The sequence below is a fragment of the Micromonospora sp. RP3T genome (assembly GCF_003027925.1).
Classification (GTDB): domain Bacteria; phylum Actinomycetota; class Actinomycetes; order Mycobacteriales; family Micromonosporaceae; genus Micromonospora.
Genome location: NZ_PYPS01000030.1, coordinates 15,187 through 33,088 on the forward strand (window position 1 = coordinate 15,187; position 17,902 = coordinate 33,088).

17 protein-coding genes are annotated in these 17,902 nt (G+C 73.1%); 7 read left to right on the forward strand and 10 right to left on the reverse strand.

Annotation, left to right across the window (positions count from 1 at the left end):
• Positions 1 to 64: 64 nt before the first annotated feature.
• Positions 65 to 559: a hypothetical protein gene (locus C8054_RS22575; RefSeq protein WP_107159874.1), complete on the reverse strand. Its 495-nt coding sequence runs from the start codon at positions 557 to 559 to the stop codon at positions 65 to 67.
• Between the two features lie 217 nt (positions 560 to 776).
• Here C8054_RS22575 and C8054_RS22580 point away from each other — a divergent pair, with 217 nt between their 5' ends.
• The gene (locus C8054_RS22580) at positions 777 to 1,754 is read left to right on the forward strand and encodes a helix-turn-helix domain-containing protein (protein ID WP_107159876.1); all 978 of its coding nucleotides are present in this window, start codon (positions 777 to 779) and stop codon (positions 1,752 to 1,754) included.
• 66 nt (positions 1,755 to 1,820) lie between these two features.
• Here C8054_RS22580 and C8054_RS22585 read toward each other — a convergent pair whose 3' ends face one another.
• Positions 1,821 to 3,461 carry a glycosyl hydrolase family 18 protein gene (locus C8054_RS22585; protein WP_107159878.1) on the reverse strand — a complete coding sequence of 547 codons (1,641 nt, stop codon included), beginning with the start codon at positions 3,459 to 3,461 and terminating at the stop codon, positions 1,821 to 1,823.
• Positions 3,462 to 3,605: 144 nt separating this feature from the next.
• On the opposite strand from C8054_RS22585, the gene C8054_RS22590 reads away from it, so the two are divergent.
• Positions 3,606 to 4,094, forward strand: a complete 489-nt coding sequence (locus tag C8054_RS22590) for a glutathione peroxidase (protein ID WP_107159880.1) — start codon at positions 3,606 to 3,608, stop codon at positions 4,092 to 4,094.
• Between the two features lie 58 nt (positions 4,095 to 4,152).
• Here the strand turns inward: C8054_RS22590 and C8054_RS22595 are convergent, their stop codons facing one another.
• A complete protein-coding gene (locus tag C8054_RS22595; RefSeq protein ID WP_107159882.1) occupies positions 4,153 to 4,959 on the reverse strand; it encodes an SGNH/GDSL hydrolase family protein in 807 nt (268 codons plus the stop codon).
• A 214-nt stretch (positions 4,960 to 5,173) separates the two neighbouring features.
• Between C8054_RS22595 and C8054_RS22600 the strand changes: the two genes are divergently transcribed.
• Positions 5,174 to 5,857: an NADPH-dependent F420 reductase gene (locus C8054_RS22600; protein WP_107159884.1), complete on the forward strand. Its 684-nt coding sequence runs from the start codon at positions 5,174 to 5,176 to the stop codon at positions 5,855 to 5,857.
• A 141-nt stretch (positions 5,858 to 5,998) separates the two neighbouring features.
• Here C8054_RS22600 and C8054_RS22605 read toward each other — a convergent pair whose 3' ends face one another.
• The 5 genes from C8054_RS22605 to C8054_RS22625 all read right to left on the reverse strand — a co-directional run bounded on the left by C8054_RS22605 (position 5,999) and on the right by C8054_RS22625 (position 9,721).
• Complete coding sequence (locus tag C8054_RS22605) at positions 5,999 to 6,349, reverse strand: DUF2203 domain-containing protein (RefSeq protein WP_107159886.1); 351 nt, start codon at positions 6,347 to 6,349, stop codon at positions 5,999 to 6,001.
• Between the two features lie 143 nt (positions 6,350 to 6,492).
• The gene (gene proC, locus C8054_RS22610) at positions 6,493 to 7,302 is read right to left on the reverse strand and encodes a pyrroline-5-carboxylate reductase (protein ID WP_107159888.1); all 810 of its coding nucleotides are present in this window, start codon (positions 7,300 to 7,302) and stop codon (positions 6,493 to 6,495) included.
• 85 nt (positions 7,303 to 7,387) lie between these two features.
• The gene (locus C8054_RS22615) at positions 7,388 to 8,416 is read right to left on the reverse strand and encodes a 6-phosphofructokinase (RefSeq protein WP_107159890.1); all 1,029 of its coding nucleotides are present in this window, start codon (positions 8,414 to 8,416) and stop codon (positions 7,388 to 7,390) included.
• A gap of 178 nt (positions 8,417 to 8,594) precedes the next feature.
• Positions 8,595 to 9,098: a pyridoxamine 5'-phosphate oxidase family protein gene (locus C8054_RS22620; protein WP_107159892.1), complete on the reverse strand. Its 504-nt coding sequence runs from the start codon at positions 9,096 to 9,098 to the stop codon at positions 8,595 to 8,597.
• Between the two features lie 125 nt (positions 9,099 to 9,223).
• A complete protein-coding gene (locus C8054_RS22625; RefSeq protein ID WP_107159894.1) occupies positions 9,224 to 9,721 on the reverse strand; it encodes a polyadenylate-specific 3'-exoribonuclease AS in 498 nt (165 codons plus the stop codon).
• Between the two features lie 248 nt (positions 9,722 to 9,969).
• On the opposite strand from C8054_RS22625, the gene C8054_RS22630 reads away from it, so the two are divergent.
• The gene (locus C8054_RS22630; protein WP_091059444.1) at positions 9,970 to 10,662 is read left to right on the forward strand and encodes a Crp/Fnr family transcriptional regulator; all 693 of its coding nucleotides are present in this window, start codon (positions 9,970 to 9,972) and stop codon (positions 10,660 to 10,662) included.
• A gap of 103 nt (positions 10,663 to 10,765) precedes the next feature.
• Here C8054_RS22630 and C8054_RS22635 read toward each other — a convergent pair whose 3' ends face one another.
• Positions 10,766 to 10,948, reverse strand: coding sequence for a hypothetical protein (locus tag C8054_RS22635; protein WP_233219987.1), 183 nt, complete (start codon positions 10,946 to 10,948; stop codon positions 10,766 to 10,768).
• A 210-nt stretch (positions 10,949 to 11,158) separates the two neighbouring features.
• Here C8054_RS22635 and C8054_RS22640 point away from each other — a divergent pair, with 210 nt between their 5' ends.
• Positions 11,159 to 14,626 (forward strand): adenylate/guanylate cyclase domain-containing protein, encoded by a 3,468-nt coding sequence (locus C8054_RS22640; protein WP_107159898.1) that lies wholly within the window; start codon positions 11,159 to 11,161, stop codon positions 14,624 to 14,626.
• 3 nt (positions 14,627 to 14,629) lie between these two features.
• On the opposite strand, the gene C8054_RS22645 is transcribed toward C8054_RS22640, so the two are convergent.
• Positions 14,630 to 15,322, reverse strand: a complete 693-nt coding sequence (locus C8054_RS22645; protein WP_107159901.1) for a 1-acyl-sn-glycerol-3-phosphate acyltransferase — start codon at positions 15,320 to 15,322, stop codon at positions 14,630 to 14,632.
• 151 nt (positions 15,323 to 15,473) lie between these two features.
• On the opposite strand from C8054_RS22645, the gene C8054_RS22650 reads away from it, so the two are divergent.
• Positions 15,474 to 16,307, forward strand: coding sequence for a DUF308 domain-containing protein (locus C8054_RS22650; RefSeq protein ID WP_107159903.1), 834 nt, complete (start codon positions 15,474 to 15,476; stop codon positions 16,305 to 16,307).
• Between the two features lie 170 nt (positions 16,308 to 16,477).
• The gene (locus C8054_RS22655; protein WP_107159905.1) at positions 16,478 to 17,896 is read left to right on the forward strand and encodes a trehalose-6-phosphate synthase; all 1,419 of its coding nucleotides are present in this window, start codon (positions 16,478 to 16,480) and stop codon (positions 17,894 to 17,896) included.
• Positions 17,897 to 17,902 lie beyond the last annotated feature (6 nt).

A 17,902-nucleotide genomic window follows, 5' to 3' on the forward strand; every position in this document is an offset into this window, starting at 1 on the left:
GACGCTCCACGCCGAGGGGGACGGTTCCGGTGCGTGGGAGACCCACGCCGGCCGGCGCCTCGGGTCAGGGCGTGCCGGCCGGCTGGGCGGAGTTGCCGCCCGGGGCCTCGCCGGCGATGCACCAGTCCGCGCCGGTGCGGGTGACCGTGAACAGCAGCGCGCGGGTGGCCGTCTCGGATCCGGCGGCGACCGTGATCGAGGCGCTCACCTCCTGGCCATGCGGCCCGGTCCGGACGTCGGTGATGGTGGCCTGCGGAACCGTGAAATGGTCGGCGAAGTCGCCGTTGGGCCCGGTGGCGGCCGTGTCGAAGGTGGCCTGAAGCGGGGCGCAGAGCTGGCTGCGGCCGGCGGCGACGTCGCGGGCGGCCAGCGCGTCGAGGTACGCCTGCACCCGCTCCCGGCTCTTGGTGGCCGCCTCCTGCGCCGGCGCCTGCCGGGTCGCGGACGCGGAGTCGTCGGCGCTCCCGGCGCTCCTGTCGTCGCCGCAGGCGGTCAGCGCGACCGGCAGGAGCGCGAGCACGACGGCGACGGTCACCACCCTCCGGTGCTGCTGACCCATCCGTCCTCCCATCGGCGCCGGGGCACCGTGACGTGCCTGGCCGGCGAGTGTGTCACACCGACCGCGCCGGTCCTCGGCCTCCCCCATCCTCGCCGCGATCGCCCCGCGCGGCCAGGCGGCGCGCCCGCCGGCCGCGAGCCGGCCGGACGGTCACTAGTCTCGGGTGGCGCGGCGGCACCCGGACCGCGCTGCCCGGAGGTGACGAACCATCCTCACCGTGACATCCGTCGACACCGCGTGGCTGCCCCCCACCGAACGGTTCGACTTCTGGCAGGACCTCGTCGCGCGGCAGTCGACGACGGCCACGATCCGGAGCGCGTACACGGACGACTTCACCGCCTCGGCCCGCGTGCTCGATCTCGGCACGCTGCGCCTCGGCGTGTGGCGTTACCCGCCCCTGGAGCTGATCCGTTCCGCGCACATGATCGACAGCGGCGATCCGGAGCTGTACCACCTCGCCCTGCCGTTGTCCGGGCGTGGGGTGGTGACCCAGCAGCGTCGCGAGGCGCCGCTCGACCCGTCGGCGTTCACCGTCGTCGACACCGTCCGACCGCACGGCTCCCGGTTGCGGGCGGACGGCGCGACGCCGTCGGCGGCGGTGGAGACGTTGACCGTCCTGGTGCCGCACCGGGCGTTGCCGGTGGCCCCGCACCGGCTGGCGGAGCTGTTCGCCACCGGGATCCCGGCGCGCACCGGGATGGGCGCGCTGCTGGCCGCGTTCCTGCGGCGGATCGTCGCGCATCCGGAGCAGTACGCGACGGCCGACGTCCCGCACCTCGACCGGATCGCGCTGGACCTGATCGCCGGTGCCCTGGCCGCTCGGCTGGACGTCGCGCGGGAGTTGCCGGTCGACACCCGGGTCACCGGGCTCCGGGTGCGGGTGGCGGCGTTCGTCCGGTGGCACCTGACCGATCCGGGGCTCTCCCCGGCGGCCGTCGCGGCGGCGCACCACCTGTCGGTGCGGTCGCTGCACCGGCTCTTCGAGGGCACCGGCACGACGGTCGGTGGCCTGATCCGCGCCGGCCGGCTGGAACGGGCGGCCCGGGACCTGGCCGACCCGGCGCTGCGGCGGCTGACCGTCGCGCAGATCGGCGCCCGGTGCGGGTTCACGCACCCGGCGCACTTCAGCCGCGCGTTCCGGGCCGCCTACGGGTTGTCCCCGGGCGAGCACCGGCAACGGGCCGCCCGGGGTTGACCACGCGGGCGGGGAGGGGCTGGTGCGGCCCCTCCCCGCCGGGTGGGTGGTGCGTCGGCCCTCGGCTCAGCCGAGACCGCCCTTGATGGCGCCGATCAGCTCACCGTTGCTGGTGTCTCCGGAGAGCTCCCAGAAGAAGGCGCCACCGAGGCCCTGGGTGTTGGCGTAGCTCATCTTCCCGCCGATGGTGGCCGGGGTGTCGTAGCTCCACCAGTTGCTGCCGCACTTGGCGTACGCCGTGCCGCCGACCGTGGCCGTGGCCGGGCAGGTGTTCTTGAGGACCTTGTAGTCCTCGATGCCGGCCTCGTAGGTGCCCGGGGCCGCGCCGGTGGCGGTGCCACCGGGTGCGGTCTGGGTCACGCCGGTCCAGCCGCGTCCGTAGAAGCCGATGCCGAGCAGCAGCTTGTTGGCCGGCACGCCCTTGGACTTGAGCTTCTGGATGGCCGCGTCGGACCAGAAGCCCTGCTGCGGGATGCCGCTGTAGGAGTAGAGCGGGGAGTGCGGGGCGGTCGGCCCCTGCGCGTTGAACGCGCCGAAGTAGTCGTACGTCATCGGCATCAGCCAGTTGAGGTTGGTCGCCGCGCCGGCGTAGTCGGTCGCGTCGATCTTGCCGCCGTTGCTGCCGTCGGCGGTGATCGCCGCGGTGACCAGGAAGCTGGAGCCGAACTTGCTCCGCAGCGCCGAGACCACGTTCTTGAACGCGTTCGGGCCGCTGGCGTCGCACTGGAGGCCGCAGGCGTTCGGGTACTCCCAGTCGACGTCGATGCCGTCGAAGACGTCCGCCCAGCGCGGGTCCTTGACCAGCGAGTAGCAGGAGTCGGCGAACGCGGCCGGGTTCTGCGCGGCCTGGGTGAAGCCGGCCGACCAGGTCCAGCCGCCGAAGGACCAGAGCACCTTCAGGTTCGGGTACATCTTCTTCAGCTTGCGGAGCTGGTTGAAGCTGCCACGCAGCGGCTGGTCCCAGGTGTCGGCGACGCCGTCGACGCTGTCCGCCGCGGTGTACGCCTTGTCGTAGTCGGCGTAGCTGTCCCCGATGCTGCACCGTCCGCCGGTGGTGTTGCCGAAGGCGTACAGGATGTGGGTCAGCTTCGCGGCGGAGCCGCTGGTGTGGATGTTCTTGACGTGGTAGTTGCGGCCGTAGACGCCCCACTCGGCGAAGTAGCCGACCACCTTCTTGCCACCGGTCGGCGGCGTGGTGGTGGGGGGCGGCGTGGTCGGCGGCGCCGTGGTGGGCGGCGCGGTCGTCGTCGGCGGCTTGGTGGTCGGTGCGGTGGTGGTCGGCGGGGCGGTCGTCGGGGTGCCGCCACCGGCGCAGGAGCCGCCGTTGACGGTGCAGTTCAGCGGCCCCTTGTACGCCCCGGTGCCGTTGTAGCCCCAGTTGAAGCTGGCCCCGGGCGCGAGCGACCCGGCCCAGCTCTTGTTGACCGCGACGTAGTGGTCGCCGGTGCGGGTCACGTCGGCGTCCCACGAGCTGCTGATCGAGGTGCCGGAGGGCAGGTCGAACTCGATGCGCCAGCCGTTCACGCTGGCGCCGGTGCCGTTGGTGACGGTCACCCGCCCCTCGTGACCGGTCCCCCAGTCCTGCACCTTGGTGAACGTGGCGGTGACGCTGCCGGCGGCCGACGCGGTGGTCATGGGCACCGCGGCGACCGCGAGCGCGACCACGGCGCCGGTGGCCCAGAGGGCCCGGCGGAGCGATCTCTTCATACGGCGTCTCCCCAAACAGTTAGGAAACTTTCCAAATTGATTGCTGAGACGCTACTCACGCCGTCATCAGTTCGTCAAGATGCAGATGCGTCGATTTCACGGGTGGCGCGGGGCGAGGCCGACGACGGCCCGTAGCCTCGTCGCATGACCGTTTTCGACGTGCAGATCGATGCCCTCACCGGCGGCCCGGCCGACCTCGACCGCTACCGCGGCCGCGCCCTGCTGGTGGTCAACGTGGCCTCCCGCTGCGGCCTCACCCCGCAGTACGCGGGACTCCAAGCGCTCGCCGACGCGTACGCGCAGCGCGGGCTCACCGTGCTCGGGGTGCCGTGCAACCAGTTCGCCGGCCAGGAGCCGGGCGGCGCGGCGGAGATCGAGGAGTTCTGCCAGGTGAACTACGGCGTGACCTTCCCGCTCACGGAGAAGGTCGACGTCAACGGCGCGGGCCGGCACCCGCTCTACGCCGAGCTGGTGGCCACGCCGGACGCCGAGGGACACACCGGCGACGTGCGCTGGAACTTCGAGAAGTTCCTGGTCGCGCCGGACGGCGCGGTGGTCGCCCGGTTCGCCCCCCAGGTAACGCCCGACGACCCCGAACTGCGGGCGGCGATCGAGAAGGTGCTGCCGGCCTGAGCGCACGCCGCAGCGGCGTACCTCCCGCCGGAGGCACGCCGCTCGCGGTGCGCGCGGGTCAGCCGGCCGCGGACCGGAAGACCGGGTAGTAGCCGCCGGACTGCCCGGCGGCCGTCGGGTGGTACGAGATGGTCAGGTTCAGCACGTTCAACGCGTGCAGCCACTTGGTGCCGTAGCTGCACAGCTGGTGCCCGACGAAGATGGACCGGACGTCGGCGAACGTGAAGCCGGCGGAGGTGGCGGCCGTGCGGGTGATGTCGTCGAGCAGGTTGATGCCCTCGTTGATCTTCGCCCGGGAGGTGGCGGTGAGCCCGACGCAGACGGTGCCGAGCTGGTAGAAGACCGGGTAGCCGACCACCACGACGCGCGCCGAGGGGGCCCGGCTCTTGATGCCGTTGTAGACGTTGGCGAGCCGGCCGGGCATCTGGGTGCGGGCCACGTTCATGGCCGCGTTCACGGCCGACACGCACTGCGTCTCACCCTGGAGCACGCAGGTGCTCATGATGTTGGCGAAGCCGACGTCGTTGCCCCCGATCGTGACGCTGACCAGCGTGGTGGTCGAGGAGAGCGCGGAGAGCTGGCCGTTGATCACGTCCGCCGTGGTGGCGCCGGAGCAGGCGACCGAGCGGTACGAGGCCGGCCGGATGTTGGCGTTGTAGAGCGCCGGGTAGGCGTTGGTGCTGCGTAGGCAGTTGCCGCTCTCGGAGGTGTAGCTGTCGGCGCCGACCCCGGAGGCGTACGAGTCGCCGAGCGCGACGTACCGGTCGGACGGGGACGCCTGGGCGGGCGCGGCGGCCAGGGACAGCGAGACCCCGATCGAGGCGGCCAGGGACAGGGCGAGGGTGGCAAGACGGGATCTCCGCACGTCGCACTCCTGGGGGTGGGAAGTGGTGGTGAGAGATTGATATCAATGAGATCACTAAACAGGGAAGATCATCGATTCACTGTCCGTGCCCATAGAGACTTGTCGTTACAAATCGTTGCCGGCCCGAGAAATCAACCTGAAGGTTTCCGCCGGGCAAACAACCTACCTTCGCGGTCGGGAATGTGCGGGGGCGTCGACCGGGTTGGCACCGGACATGACAACTGTGGGACTGATCGGCAGCGGCAACATCGGCGGCACCGTGGCCCGGCTCGCGGTGGACGCGGGCCACCACGTGGTGCTCAGCAACTCGCGGGGCCCGGAGACGCTCCAGGACCTGGTGACCGAGCTGGGCCCCCGGGCCCGGGCAGCCACCCCCGAGGAGGCGGCGACCGCCGGCGACCTGGTGGTCGTCACGATCCCGCTGCGGGCCTACCGCCAGGTGCCGGCCGCACCGCTCGCCGGCAAGATCGTGATCGACACGAACAACTACTACCCGGAACGCGACGGCAGCGTCCCCGAGCTGGACGACGAGTCGACCACCACCAGCGAGCTGCTTCAGCGGCACCTGCCGGAGTCACGCGTGGTCAAGGCCTTCAACAACATCTACTTCGGACACCTGCGGGCGCTGGGTCGCCCGGCCGGCGCCGCCGACCGGACCGCCCTGCCGATCGCCGGCGACGACGAGGCCGCCAAGGCCACCGTCACCGCGTTCCTCGACTCGCTGGGCTACGACGCCGTCGACGTCGGGCCGCTCGCCGAGGGCTGGCGGTTCCAGCGGGACACCACCGCGTACGCCGGTCTCTACGCCACCGACGGCGACTGGGAGCGGCCGGCGCCGGCCGGCGCGCCGCGGTTGCGCGCCGCCCTCGCCGCCGCCCGCCGCTACGCCGACGGCTGACGCACGTCCGTCCGGCGGCCGGTCACACCCGGCCGCCGGGCGGCGCCGGGCCCGCCGGTGACCGGTTCAGACCGGCCCGCCGGTGACCGGTTCAGACCGGCCCGCCGGTGACCGGTTCAGACCGGCCCGCCGGTGACCGGGTCAGACCGGACGGCGGCCGGCGAAGCCGCACTCCACCCGGTGGTACCAGCGGACGTCGGTGTCCCCCTCCAGCCAGCACCAGAGCACCGCGCGGCCGTCGCGCTCGCCCGGGAAGTCCAGCAGCACCGGCGCGATGCCCTTGACCTCGATGTCGTGCTGGTGGAACTCGTCCACCACGGCGTGCAGCCGGGCCTCGATGGCCTTCACCTCGGCGAGCCCGCCGAGCGCGCTGGCGCCGTGGTCGGCCAGGTCGACCCGCAGCTCGGCGAGGTCGGCCCGCAGCCTGATCAGCTCGTCGACGCGGGGACGCAGGGTGGCCACCAGGTGTCGCGCCTGGGCGAGAGTGAACACCGGGCCAGTATGCGGCACATGCTCCGCCCCTGTCGCTGGAGCCTTCGTCGGCGATCGACGGGCCGGGAGCACCGGCGGGCAGGCGCCCGGCGAGTTGTCGAGCGGGGCCCCCGCTACCGGAAACGTTGAGCGAGGGCCCGGCCTCACACCTGGGCGGCGAGTTCGCGGGCGCGGTCGCGCGCCGCCTCCAGCGCCGCCAGCATGGCCGCGCGTACGCCGTGGTTCTCCAGCTCCCGGATCGCGGAGATGGTGGTGCCGGCCGGTGAGGTGACCGCCTCGCGCAGCTTCACCGGGTGTTCGCCGGAGTCACGCAGCATCATCGCGGAGCCGATCGCGGTCTGCACGATCAGCTCGTGCGCCACCTGACGCGGCAGGCCGAGCAGGATGCCGGCGTCGATCATGGCCTCGACGAGCAGGTAGAAGTAGGCGGGGCCGGAGCCGGAGAGCGCGGTCACCGCGTCCTGCTGCGACTCGGGCACCCGGATGGTGGAGCCGAGCGGGGAGAACATCTCCTCGGCCAGCGCCAGGTGCGCCGCGGTGGCGTGCGCGCCGGGCGAGATCGCGCTCATCGCCTGGTCGACGAGCGCCGGGGTGTTGGTCATCACCCGGACCACCGGGGTGCCCTCGGGCAGCCGCCGGTTGAAGAAGCTGGTGGGCAGGCCGGCGCAGAGCGAGATGACCAGCTTGCCGGCGGGGACCTTCGGGCCGATCTCGTCGAGCAGGGCGGCGGCGTCCTGCGGCTTGACCGAGACGGCCAGCACGTCGGCCTCGTCCACGGCGGTCGGGTTGTCCACCACCCGTACGCCGTAGCGCTCGGTCAGCTCCTGCGCGCGCGCCGGCCGGCGCGCGGTGGCGAGCAGCCGGTCCACCGGCCAGCCGGAGCGCAGCAGCCCGGAGAGCATCAACTCGCCGATCTTGCCCGCGCCGATCACCGCGACCGTGTTCCCGCCCACCGCGCCTCCTCGTCCGACTCCGACGACTGTTAAGCGGGGGCCCCTGCTATACGCCAGGCGTTAAGCGGGGGCCCCTCCTTGCACCTCAGCTGCCGAAGAAGACCTCGGCCTCCTCGTAGCGCTCCAGCGGCACGGTCTTCAGCTCCCGGGTGGCCTCGGCCAGCGGGACGCGGACGATGTCCGTGCTCTGCATCGCGACCATCTTGCCCCAGTCGCCCTCGTGCACCGCGTCGATGGCCTGGAGGCCGAGCCGGGTGGCGAGCACCCGGTCGAACGCGGTCGGGGTGCCGCCGCGCTGGATGTGGCCGAGCACCACGGTGCGGGCCTCCTTGCCGGTCTTCGCCTCCAACTGCTCGGCGAGCCACTGGCCGATGCCGCCGAGGCGGACGTGGCCGAAGGAGTCGAGCTCCTGGTTGTGCAGCACCATCTGGCCGTCCAGCGGCTGGGCGCCCTCGGCGACCACGACGATCGGGGCGTACTGGTGCTGGAAGCGCTTCTCGACGTAGCCGGCGACCTGCTCGACGTCGAACTGCCGCTCCGGCAGCAGGATCACGTTGGCGCCACCGGCGAGGCCGGCGTGCAGGGCGATCCAGCCGGCGTGCCGGCCCATCACCTCGACGACGAGCGTACGGTGGTGGCTCTCCGCGGTGGTGTGCAGCCGGTCGATCGCCTCCATGGCGATGTTGACCGCGGTGTCGAAGCCGAACGTGTAGTCGGTGGCGCCCAGGTCGTTGTCGATCGTCTTCGGCACGCCGACCACGTTGACGCCCAGCTCGTGCAGCTTGGTGGCGACGCCGAGGGTGTCCTCGCCGCCGATCGCGATCAGCGCGTCCACGCCCTGCGCGGCCAGGTTCTCCTTGATCCGCTCCACGCCGTTCTCGATCTTGAACGGGTTGGTGCGGGACGAGCCGAGGATGGTGCCGCCGCGCGGCAGGATGCCGCGCACCTCCGCGATGCCCAGCGGCTTGGTCAGCCCCTCGAGCGGGCCCTTCCAGCCGTCCCGGAAGCCCACGAACTCGTGACCGTAGGTGGCGACGCCCTTGCGGACCACCGCCCGAATCACCGCGTTGAGACCAGGGCAGTCGCCGCCGCCGGTGAGCACGCCGATACGCATGATCTGCTCATCCTCCTGAAGCATCAGGTGAAGCCCGGATTAAGCCCCAGGATATGTGTCGGATCAGACCATCGGCGCCATTGCCGGCCCGGGGCGGGCCGTCACTGCGAACTGTAGTCGGCGCACGTGTACGCCGGCACCGCGCCCCGGCCCGTCCCGCCGCCGGACCGACTACCGGTCAGTAGCCGACCTCGTGGTTCTCCCCCGCCTTCGGCGGCTTCCCGGTCACCGCCGCCTTGGCGAAACCGAGCAGGTTGACCACCGTGCTGCCGGGCGAGTCCCAGTACTCCGCCGAGCCGGCGTGCACCTTGATCAGGGTGATCCCCGGCGTCTGGAGGCCGTCCGGGAACCACGCCTTGAGCAGCGGGTTCCACAGCTCCTTCGCGCGGTCGGCGTCCCACTCCTCGGTGGCGGTGCCGGCCACCGACACCCAGGCGTTGTGCTTCTGGTCGGAGAAGCCGACGTTGACCTGCGGGTTCACCCGGATCTGCCGGATCTTGGCGGAGTCGGCGTACGCGAAGAACCACAGGTCGCCGTCGAAGTCGGCCTCCTGGAGGCCCATCGGCCGGCTGACCAGCCGCCCGTCGACGGCGCTGGTGGTGAGCAGGCAGATCCGGGCGTCCCGGATCAGCTCGGTGACCTTGCGCCGGGCGTCCGCAGCGCTGGCCGGTTCGTTGCTCATGGGGCACTCCTGTCTCGGATCGGCGTGATGCCGCCTCCGGTGCCCCGGGCAGAACGGGTCAAACCTGCTGTCCTGGCTGGGCATGCGCTCACGCCCCCCCAGCTGCGCTCGCTCCGGCGCCACGCTCAGCGCGTGGTCATCGTCCGCCAGCGGGCCAGGTTGTGCCGGGCGTCGACGAGCGCGTCGTGCCGGCCGGCCTCGGCCTCCGGCAGCCGCGGCCGGCCCCGGTCGTCCCAGAGCTGCCGCAGCTCCTTGGTGAACCGGGGGATCTCCCGGGGCAGCGCCGGCATGGCGCCCCAGAGCTGGGCCAGCACCACGTGGTCGTACGCGGCGTACCAGGCCCACAGCTCCAACTGCTCGCCCGGGCGGTCCCGCACCGGGGCCAGCAGGAACTCGTGCAGGTCGTCCCGGATCCGCTCCCGGGAACGCCAGGCCCGGTCGGCCGGCGAGGGGAGCTTGTCCAGCACGTTGCGCCGCACCCAGGGCACCGCCCGGGAGTCGTCGAACTCGGTGGAGACCGCGTAGAACTCGCGGCCGTACTCGTCGACGACGCCGATCGACACCAGGTCGACGGTGCGGCCGTCCTCGATGAATTCGCAGTCGTAGAAGTAGCGGTAGACCATCGGTCCCATCCTCGCCCATCGGCTCCGCCGGGCCGTCGCCGGGGCGTCCGCCGAGGTCGGCACGGACCGGCCACCCGGCCGGCCATGGTCACGGAAGTGTCTCCGGGGGTGTACAGCACGCTACCGGCGCGTCATGATCTGATGTGTACCGCCGTCGGGCGCCGAACCGGTTGAACTGCCTCGTACCGGGACTGACCGCTTCACCCGGTGTGCGAGCTGGTGACTTCTGACCGGGGAGGGGTTGAGCCGTGGAGTCTCGCCTGCCGGAGCCGGGTGACGCGCTCACGGGCGTGGAGATGTTCGCCGGGCTGGAGCCGGAGGTGCGGCAGCGGGTCATCGCCGCGGCCGTGCCGCGCACATACCGCAAGGGCCAGCTCCTCTTCGTCGAGAACGACCCGGGCGAGTCGCTGATCGTGCTGCGCCGCGGCGCGGTGGCGGTGTTCCGCACCGCGCCCACCGGCGAGCGCGCCGTACTGTCGGTGATCCGACCCCCGGACGTGCTCGGCGAGGTCTCCCTGCTGGACGCCTCGACCCGGTCGGCCTCGGCGGAGGCGATCGAGGACTGCGCCGCACTGGCGCTGTCCCGGCCCGCCTTCATGGAGCTGGTGCACTCCAACCCGCGCATCCTGGACGCGGTGATGCGCTCGCTCGGCCAGCTCATCCGCCGACTCACCGAGCAGAACGCCGACCACGTCTTCCTCGACCTGCCCGGCCGGGTGGCCAAGACGCTGGTCCGGCTGGCCGGCGAGAGCCAGGCCCCGATGATCACGATCGAGCTGAACCAGAGCCAGCTCGCCGAGATGGCCGGCGGCTCGCGGCAGAGCGTCAACCAGGCCATCGGCTCGTTCGCCAGCCGCGGCTGGCTGCGCACCGAGGGGCGCCGCATCGTGGTCACCGACGTGGCCGCGCTGCGCCGCCGCGCCGGCATGAGCGACCGCTAGCCCGACCAGGGCCGGCAGCCGGGCGACGAACGGGCCCGCCGGACGACGGCGGGGCCCGGCGGTCACCCCGCCGGACCCCACCCGATGGCACCGTCGTGCCGCGTCAGTCGTCCTTGGTGTCCGCCGGCGGCGCGCTCGGGCCCGGCCCGATCTTCGACGGGTCGGTCTTCTTCGGCGGCGTGGTCGTCGTGGTCGTGGTGGTCGTCGTGGTCTCGGTCGATCCGGTGCCCGTGGGCTGCTCCACCATGTCTTTCTCCTCCAGTTCGGCGAGTGTGACGGCGTCCACGTCGACCGTGTCGCCCGCGGCCCACACCGTCCCCCGTGGATCGGTCCATGAGGCGGAAAGCCGGACGTGCACGGCACTCTCCCTGTCGACGGGACTTCCTGCTAGGGGACACTAGACCCGGCCGAACAGCCGCGACGTCCCGCCGCCCGTCGGGTACCCGACTGGCCGACCACGCGGGACAATGGGGACCTCACGCGTACGGAGCCGGACATCGACCTCACCTGTGGACACTGCGCCCGGACCGCCGGGCCGGACGACCGCTTCTGCGGCGGGTGCGGCCGGCCGCTCGCGGCGGCCTGTCCGGGCTGCGGGCACGCCAACGACGTCGGCACCAACTTCTGCACCAGTTGCGGCCAGCCGCTGCGCGACCACGCGATCGCGGTGCAGGAGGACCGCCGGCAGGTGAGCGTGCTCTTCATCGACATCGTCGACTTCACCACCTACGCCGAGCGGGCCGACCCGGAACAGGCCCGCGGCCTGCAACAGGTCTACTTCGCCACGGTGCGCCGACTGGTGCACCAGTACGGCGGCGTGGTGGAGAAGTACATCGGCGACGCGGTGATGGCGCTGTTCGGGGCGCCGGTGGCGACCGACAACGACGCGCTGCGCTGCGTACGCGCCGGTCTGGAGCTGCAACGGAGTCTGGCCCGGCAGCCGGCCGGCCCGCACCCGCCGCTCGGTTTCCGGGTCGGCATCGCCACCGGCGAGGCCCTTGTCGACCTGGCCGCGGCGCGCGACGGCGGGCAGGCCTTCGTCACCGGCGACGTGGTCAACACCGCGAGCCGGTTGCAGGCGCTGGCCCCGACCGGCGGCGTGGTGGTCGACGAGAGCACCTGGTCCGCCACCCGACGCGAGATGGAGTACGCCGACCAGCCCCCGGTGACGTTGCGCGGCCGCTCGGCGGTGAGCCGGATCTGGCTGGCGGTACGGGCCCGGCCCCGGCGCGACGGGCAGGGCGCCGAGCTGACCCCGATGGTCGACCGGGACCACGAACGGGGGTTGCTGGTCAGCGCGCTGCACCGCACCGTCACCGAGCGCACCTCCCAACTGCTGACCGTGTTCGGCCCGGCCGGGGTGGGCAAGAGCCGGCTGCTGCGCGAGCTGGCCCGGCACGCGGCGAACCTGCCCGGCGCGCGGGTCACCTGGCTGACCGGCCAGTGCCCGCCGTTCGGCGAGAACGTCACCTACGCCGCGCTCGCCGACATCGTCCGCAGCTGGGCCGGGCTGACCGGCGCCGACGACCCGGCCGGCACCCGGGAGCGCCTGCGCGAGCGCCTGGGCCGGCTCGCCGACCCGCACGCGGTCCGGCTCGCCGAGGCGCTCGGCCCGCTCGTCGGCGTCTCCGGCGAACGGCTCACCTCGGCCGAGACCGAGGCGGCGTGGCGGCGCTTCCTGCTGGCGCTGGCCGCGACCGGCCCCACCGTGCTCGTCTTCGAGGACATGCACTGGGCGGACGAGGCGATGCTCTCCTTCGTCGAGCAGCTCGGCGCGGCGGCCCGCAACGTGCCGCTGCTGGTGGTCGCGACCGCCCGGCCGGAGCTGCGCGAGCGGCACCCGGCCTGGACCGGGACGATCAGCGGCGCGATGTCCATCTCGGTGCCGCCGATGCACGACGGGGACATCGACACGCTCTACTCGCTGCTGCTCGGCCAGGCCACGCTGCCCAGCGAGGCCCGCGCGCCGTTGATCGAGTTCGCCGACGGCAACCCGCTCTACGCCCAGGAGTACGCCCGGATGCTGCTCGACGGCGGGTTGGTCGAGCGCTCGGCCGGCGTCGGGCGGCTCGATCCGGCCGCGGGCGCCGGGATGCCGCGTACCGTCCAGGCGGTCATCGCCAACCGGCTGGACCTGCTCGACCCGGCGGACCGCGCGGTGCTCCAGGCCGCCTCGGTGGTCGGCGTGCAGTTCTGGGCGGCGCCGGTGGCGCTGGCCCTGGGCCGGCCGGCGGAGTGGGTGGAGCGGGCGCTGCACCGCCTCCAGCGCCGCGATCTGGTCTTCGAGCTGCCGGTCTCGACCATGCCCGGCCAGTCGGAGTACCGCTTCCGGCACGTGCTGGTCCGGGACGTCTGCTACCAGCGACTGCCCCGGGCGGAGCGGGTCGTCCGGCACCAACGCGCCGCCGACTGGCTGGCACAGCTCGCCGACGGTCGGCAGCACGACCTGGCCGAGGTGCTGGCCAACCACCGGTGGGCGGCGCACGAGATCGCCCGGACGGTGGGGCTGGACCAGGCGCCGTACGCCGTCGCCACCCGGTCCGCACTGCACCGGGCCGCCCGCCGGGCCTACGAGCTGCACGCGCTGGAGACCGCGGCCACGCTCGTCGCCCGCGCGCTCAGTGTCGAGTGCGGGCCGGACCCGGCGTTGGAGCTGTTCCAGGCCGAGCTGGCGTTCTACACCGACCGCGACGGTTTCCTGGTCGACGGCGGCGCGGAACTCCTCACCGGCCTGGCCGGGCGGCTGGCCGACGCCGGCGACCTGCCCGGCGCGGCGAAGGCGTGGCGGCTGCTGTCCACCGCGGCCTGGGCGCGCGCCGACCGGTCGGAGATGCGGCGCTGCCTGGACCGGGCGATCCGGCTGCACGCCGAGCTGCCGGACAGCGAGGACAAGGTCGGCGCGCTGCTGGAGCTGGCCCGGGCGCACATGCTCGACGCGGAGACCGAGCCGGCCTGCGCCGCCGCGCGCAGCGCCGCCGAGCTGGCCGAACGGCTGGAGCTGCGGGAGGCGCGGGCCAACGCCCGGATCACGTTGGCGGTGGTCCGCTACCAGGCCGGCGCCGAGGAGGCGTACGCCGAGCTGGCCGAGGTCACCGAGGAGTGCCGGGTGGAGCGGCTCACCAGCCGTCGCCGCGCGGTGCACAACCTGGCCTGGGCGTTGCAGGAGGAGGGGGACCTGGCCGGCTCGGCCCGCCTGGTCGACGAGCAGCGCTCGCTCGACCTCGCCGACGAGCACGGCCTGACGGTCAGCTTCAGCGACCAGTGGGCCCGCTCGTACTACCGCGGGGACTGGACCGCGGCGCTGCGGATGGCCGAGGGGTCCACGCGGCGGCCGACCGACGAGTGGGACCTGCACATCGTGGCGGTCTCCGGCTGGATCCGGGCGCTCGGCGACGACCCCGACGCCGGCGACGCCGCCCCGGACCTGGTGGACCAGGCACTGGTCGCGGCCCGGCGCAGCGGCTTCCACCGGGTGCTGCGGTCCACCGTGGCGCACGCCGCGCTCTGCCGGGCGGTGCAGGGTCGGCGGGACGAGGCGCTGGCGCTGCTCGCCGAGCTGGACGAGGACTGGCGGCGGACCCGGATGATCCCGTTCGCCGAGTGGGTGCCGGCGGTCGGTCACGTCGCCGGCCTGCTCGGCGGCGACGCGGCGGTGCTGGTGCGCGACCTGCTGGGCCGTGCCCCGCGCGCCACCCGCTGGGCGCGCGCGGCCGGGCGGTCCGCCGACGCGGCGCTGGCCCGACGCGACGGGGACGCCGCCCGGGCGGGCCGGCTGTTCACCAGCGCGGCGACGGACTACGCGGGGATGACCGACGTCACCGATCAGATGATCGCCTCCGCGCTGGCGGTGGGACCGCTGGCCGAGGCGGATCCGCCGGCCGCGGCGGCGACGCTGGCCCGGGTACGCGCGTTCGCGGACCGGCACGCCGCCGCCGGCCTGCTCCGGGTCGCCGGGGCGGGTTGAGCGTCAGGCGGGGACCGGCTGCCGGGGCGGCTTCTTCGCCTTCTGCGCGTACGTGTCGACGTACTCGCGACCGGACAGCTCCATCAACTCGTACATGATCTCGTCGGTGACCGCCCGCTCGACGAACCGGTCGCCGGCCAGGCCGGCGTAGCGGGAGAAGTCCAGCGGCGGGCCGAAGCGGATCCGGACCCGACCGAGGTTGGGCACGATCTGGCCGGTGGGTTGGATGGCGTCGGAGTTGAGCATGGCCATCGGGACCACCGGGGCGCCGCTGGCCAGCGCGAGCCGGGCCACCCCGGTCTTGCCCCGGTAGAGCCGGCCGTCCGGGGACCGGGTGCCCTCCGGGTAGATGCCGGCGATGCCCCCGGCGCGCAGCACCCGGAGCTGGGTGTCGAGGGCCGCGCGGGCGGCCTGTCCGCCGGAGCGGTCGACCGGGATGGTGCCGGAGCCGACGAAGAACATCTTGGTCAGCCACCCCTTGAGTCCCTTGCCGGTGAAGTATTCGGCTTTCGCGATGAAGGTGACTTTTCGCTTGACGATCAACGGTGTGAAGATCGAGTCGGAGAACGAGAGGTGGTTGCTGGCCAGGATCACCGGGCCGGTGGCCGGCACGTGCTCCAGCCCCTCGACCTGCGGGCGGAAGACCAACCGCAGCAACGGGCCGAGGATGATGTACTTCAGCAGCCAGTACAGCACCGGGGTCCTTCCGGGAGAGGTGGCGACACGCGGGATCGTGCGGGACGAGGGTACGAACCACGTACGCCGCGCCACAACGCACTCCCGGAACCGGCCTCCGACGTGTCAGGATTCAGGGCACGACGTCAGGCCGTGGCGAAGGGGGTGGCCGGTGTCAGGGGGCGGGGCCCGTCGAGGGCGGCGGGACAACGGGCTCGACGCGGCCGAGTACGCGGTCGCGGGCGACGTGGATCCGCGCGTCGGTGAGCACCTGCTCGACGTGCTGGCCGCCGGTGGCATCGCCGCCTACCTCCAGCCCTCCGCCGACCTCAACCCGGTGACCCGCACCACCACGGTGCCGGCCCGACCGGTCGACCGGCTCTACGTCGACCGGTCCCACCTCACCACCGCCCGGGACTACCTCACCCAGCTCGCCGACGAGGGGGCCGAGCCGGCCCGCGCCGACGAGCCCGACATCGAGGCCGAGTGGGCCAGGATCGTGGCGGGTTTCCACACCGCGCCGGCCGCCGGCAGCCACCCCTGGCCGGCCGCCGAGGATGTCGACGACCCGGCCGCGCCGGGCGGCGCCGCCGCCGGCCGCGCCGAGGAGCCGGCCGGGCCGACCGCCACGGACGTGCGCCGGCTGCCCTACGCCGCGGACGTGTCCGGCATCTCGCTGAGCCGCGGTCGGCACGACGAGCCGTCCCTGCTGGACGGGCTGGACACGTTCGGCGCCGACCTGCCGGACGACGCGGAGGAGGAGCACTACACCCCGCCTCCGCCGCCGCCGTTGCCGCGCTTCTCGAAGTACGCGGTGCTGGGCGTGCTCTGCATCGTGGTCGGGTTCCTGTTCTTCCTCTCGCCGACCGTGATGTCGCTCGTCGACCCGTCGGTGGTGACCGTGCTCGGCTTCACCGGCATCCTGGCCGGTTTCGTGATGCTGATCTGGCGGCTGCGCCCGGGCGACCGGGACGACCACGACCCGGACGACGGCGCGGTCGTCTGAGCCGCCGCGGCGGTTGCCCGGATCGCGGGACGCGGTACGCCCCGCGGTGATCCGGTAACAGGGGTGTAACTTACGGTCAGTAGGAATACCGCTGAACGTCACGTCCCGCACCGGCTGTCCGGTTTGCGCTTCTCCGGTGGCTGGTACCCCTGCTGAGCGGATTGCCCGAGATGCGACAGAGCCCCCTCGTGGTGGTGGCCAACCGCCTCCCCATCGACGACAGTGTGGCGCCGGACGGCGCCTTCGAGTGGCGCCGCAGCCCCGGCGGCCTGGTGAGCGCCCTGCACCCCCTGCTCCGGCACACGCCCGCGACCTGGGTGGGTTGGGCCGGCGGCACCGGCCCGGCACCCGCCCTGCCCGACGTGGACGGTGTCCGGATGCGCAGCGTCCCGCTGAACGCCGAGGACTTCCGCGACCACTACGAGGGTTTCGCCAACGCCACCCTCTGGCCGCTCTACCACGACGCGGTCGAGCAACCGGAGTACCACCGCCGCTGGTGGGAGGCGTACCAGCGGGTCAACCAGCGGTTCGCCGAGGCCGCCGCCGAGGTGGCCGAGCCGAGCGGGCTGGTCTGGGTGCAGGACTACCACCTGCAACTGGTGCCCGGGATGCTCCGCGCGCTCCGCCCGGATCTGCGGATCGGCTTCTTCCTGCACGTGCCGTTCCCACCGCCGGAGCTGTTCATGCAGCTCCCCCGCCGGGCCGAGCTGCTGCGCGGGATGCTCGGCGCCGACCTGATCGGCTTCCAGCGGGCCCAGGCCGCGCACAACTTCGCCCAGCTCGCCGCCAAGGTGCTCGGCCTGTCCGCGAGCGACCGGCGGATCGGCGTCGACGACCGGGTGGTGCGCATCGGCGCGTTCCCGGTCGCCATCGACACCGCCGAGATGTCCGCGCTCGCCGCCCGACCCGAGGTGGCCGAGCGGGCCCGTCGGCTCCGGCAGGATCTCGGCCAGCCGGAGAAGGTGATCCTCAGCGTCGACCGGATGGACTACACCAAGGGCATCGAACAGCGCCTCAAGGCGTACCGGGAACTGCTGGCCAGCGGCGACGTCAAGGTACGCGACACCGTGCTGGTGCAGGTGGCGGTGCCCAGCCGGGACCGGGTCGCGCAGTACCAGATCCTGCGCGACCGGGTGGAGCACCAGGTGGGGCGGATCAACGGCGAGTTCGGCCGGGTCGGCGAGCCGGCGATCCACTACCTCACCCAGCCCTTCGACCGGGCCGAGCTGGTGGCGCTCTACCGGGTCGCGGACGTGATGGCGGTGACGCCGCTGCGCGACGGGATGAACCTGGTGGCGAAGGAGTACGTGGCGGCCCGGGTCGACGGCACCGGCGCGCTGCTGCTCAGCGAGTTCGCCGGCGCGGCCGCCGAGCTGGAACAGGCGTACCTGGTGAACCCGCACGACCTCGACGGCCTGAAGCAGGGGCTGCTCGCCGCGCTGCGGGCCGGCCCGGAGGACGTCGCGACCCGGATGCGGGCGATGCGGGAACACCTGGCGCACAACGACATCCACGCCTGGGCGGCGTCCTACCTGAGCGCGCTGGAGGAGAGCGGGTCGCTTGTCGGCCGCCGGGCCACCCTGCGGTGACCCGGC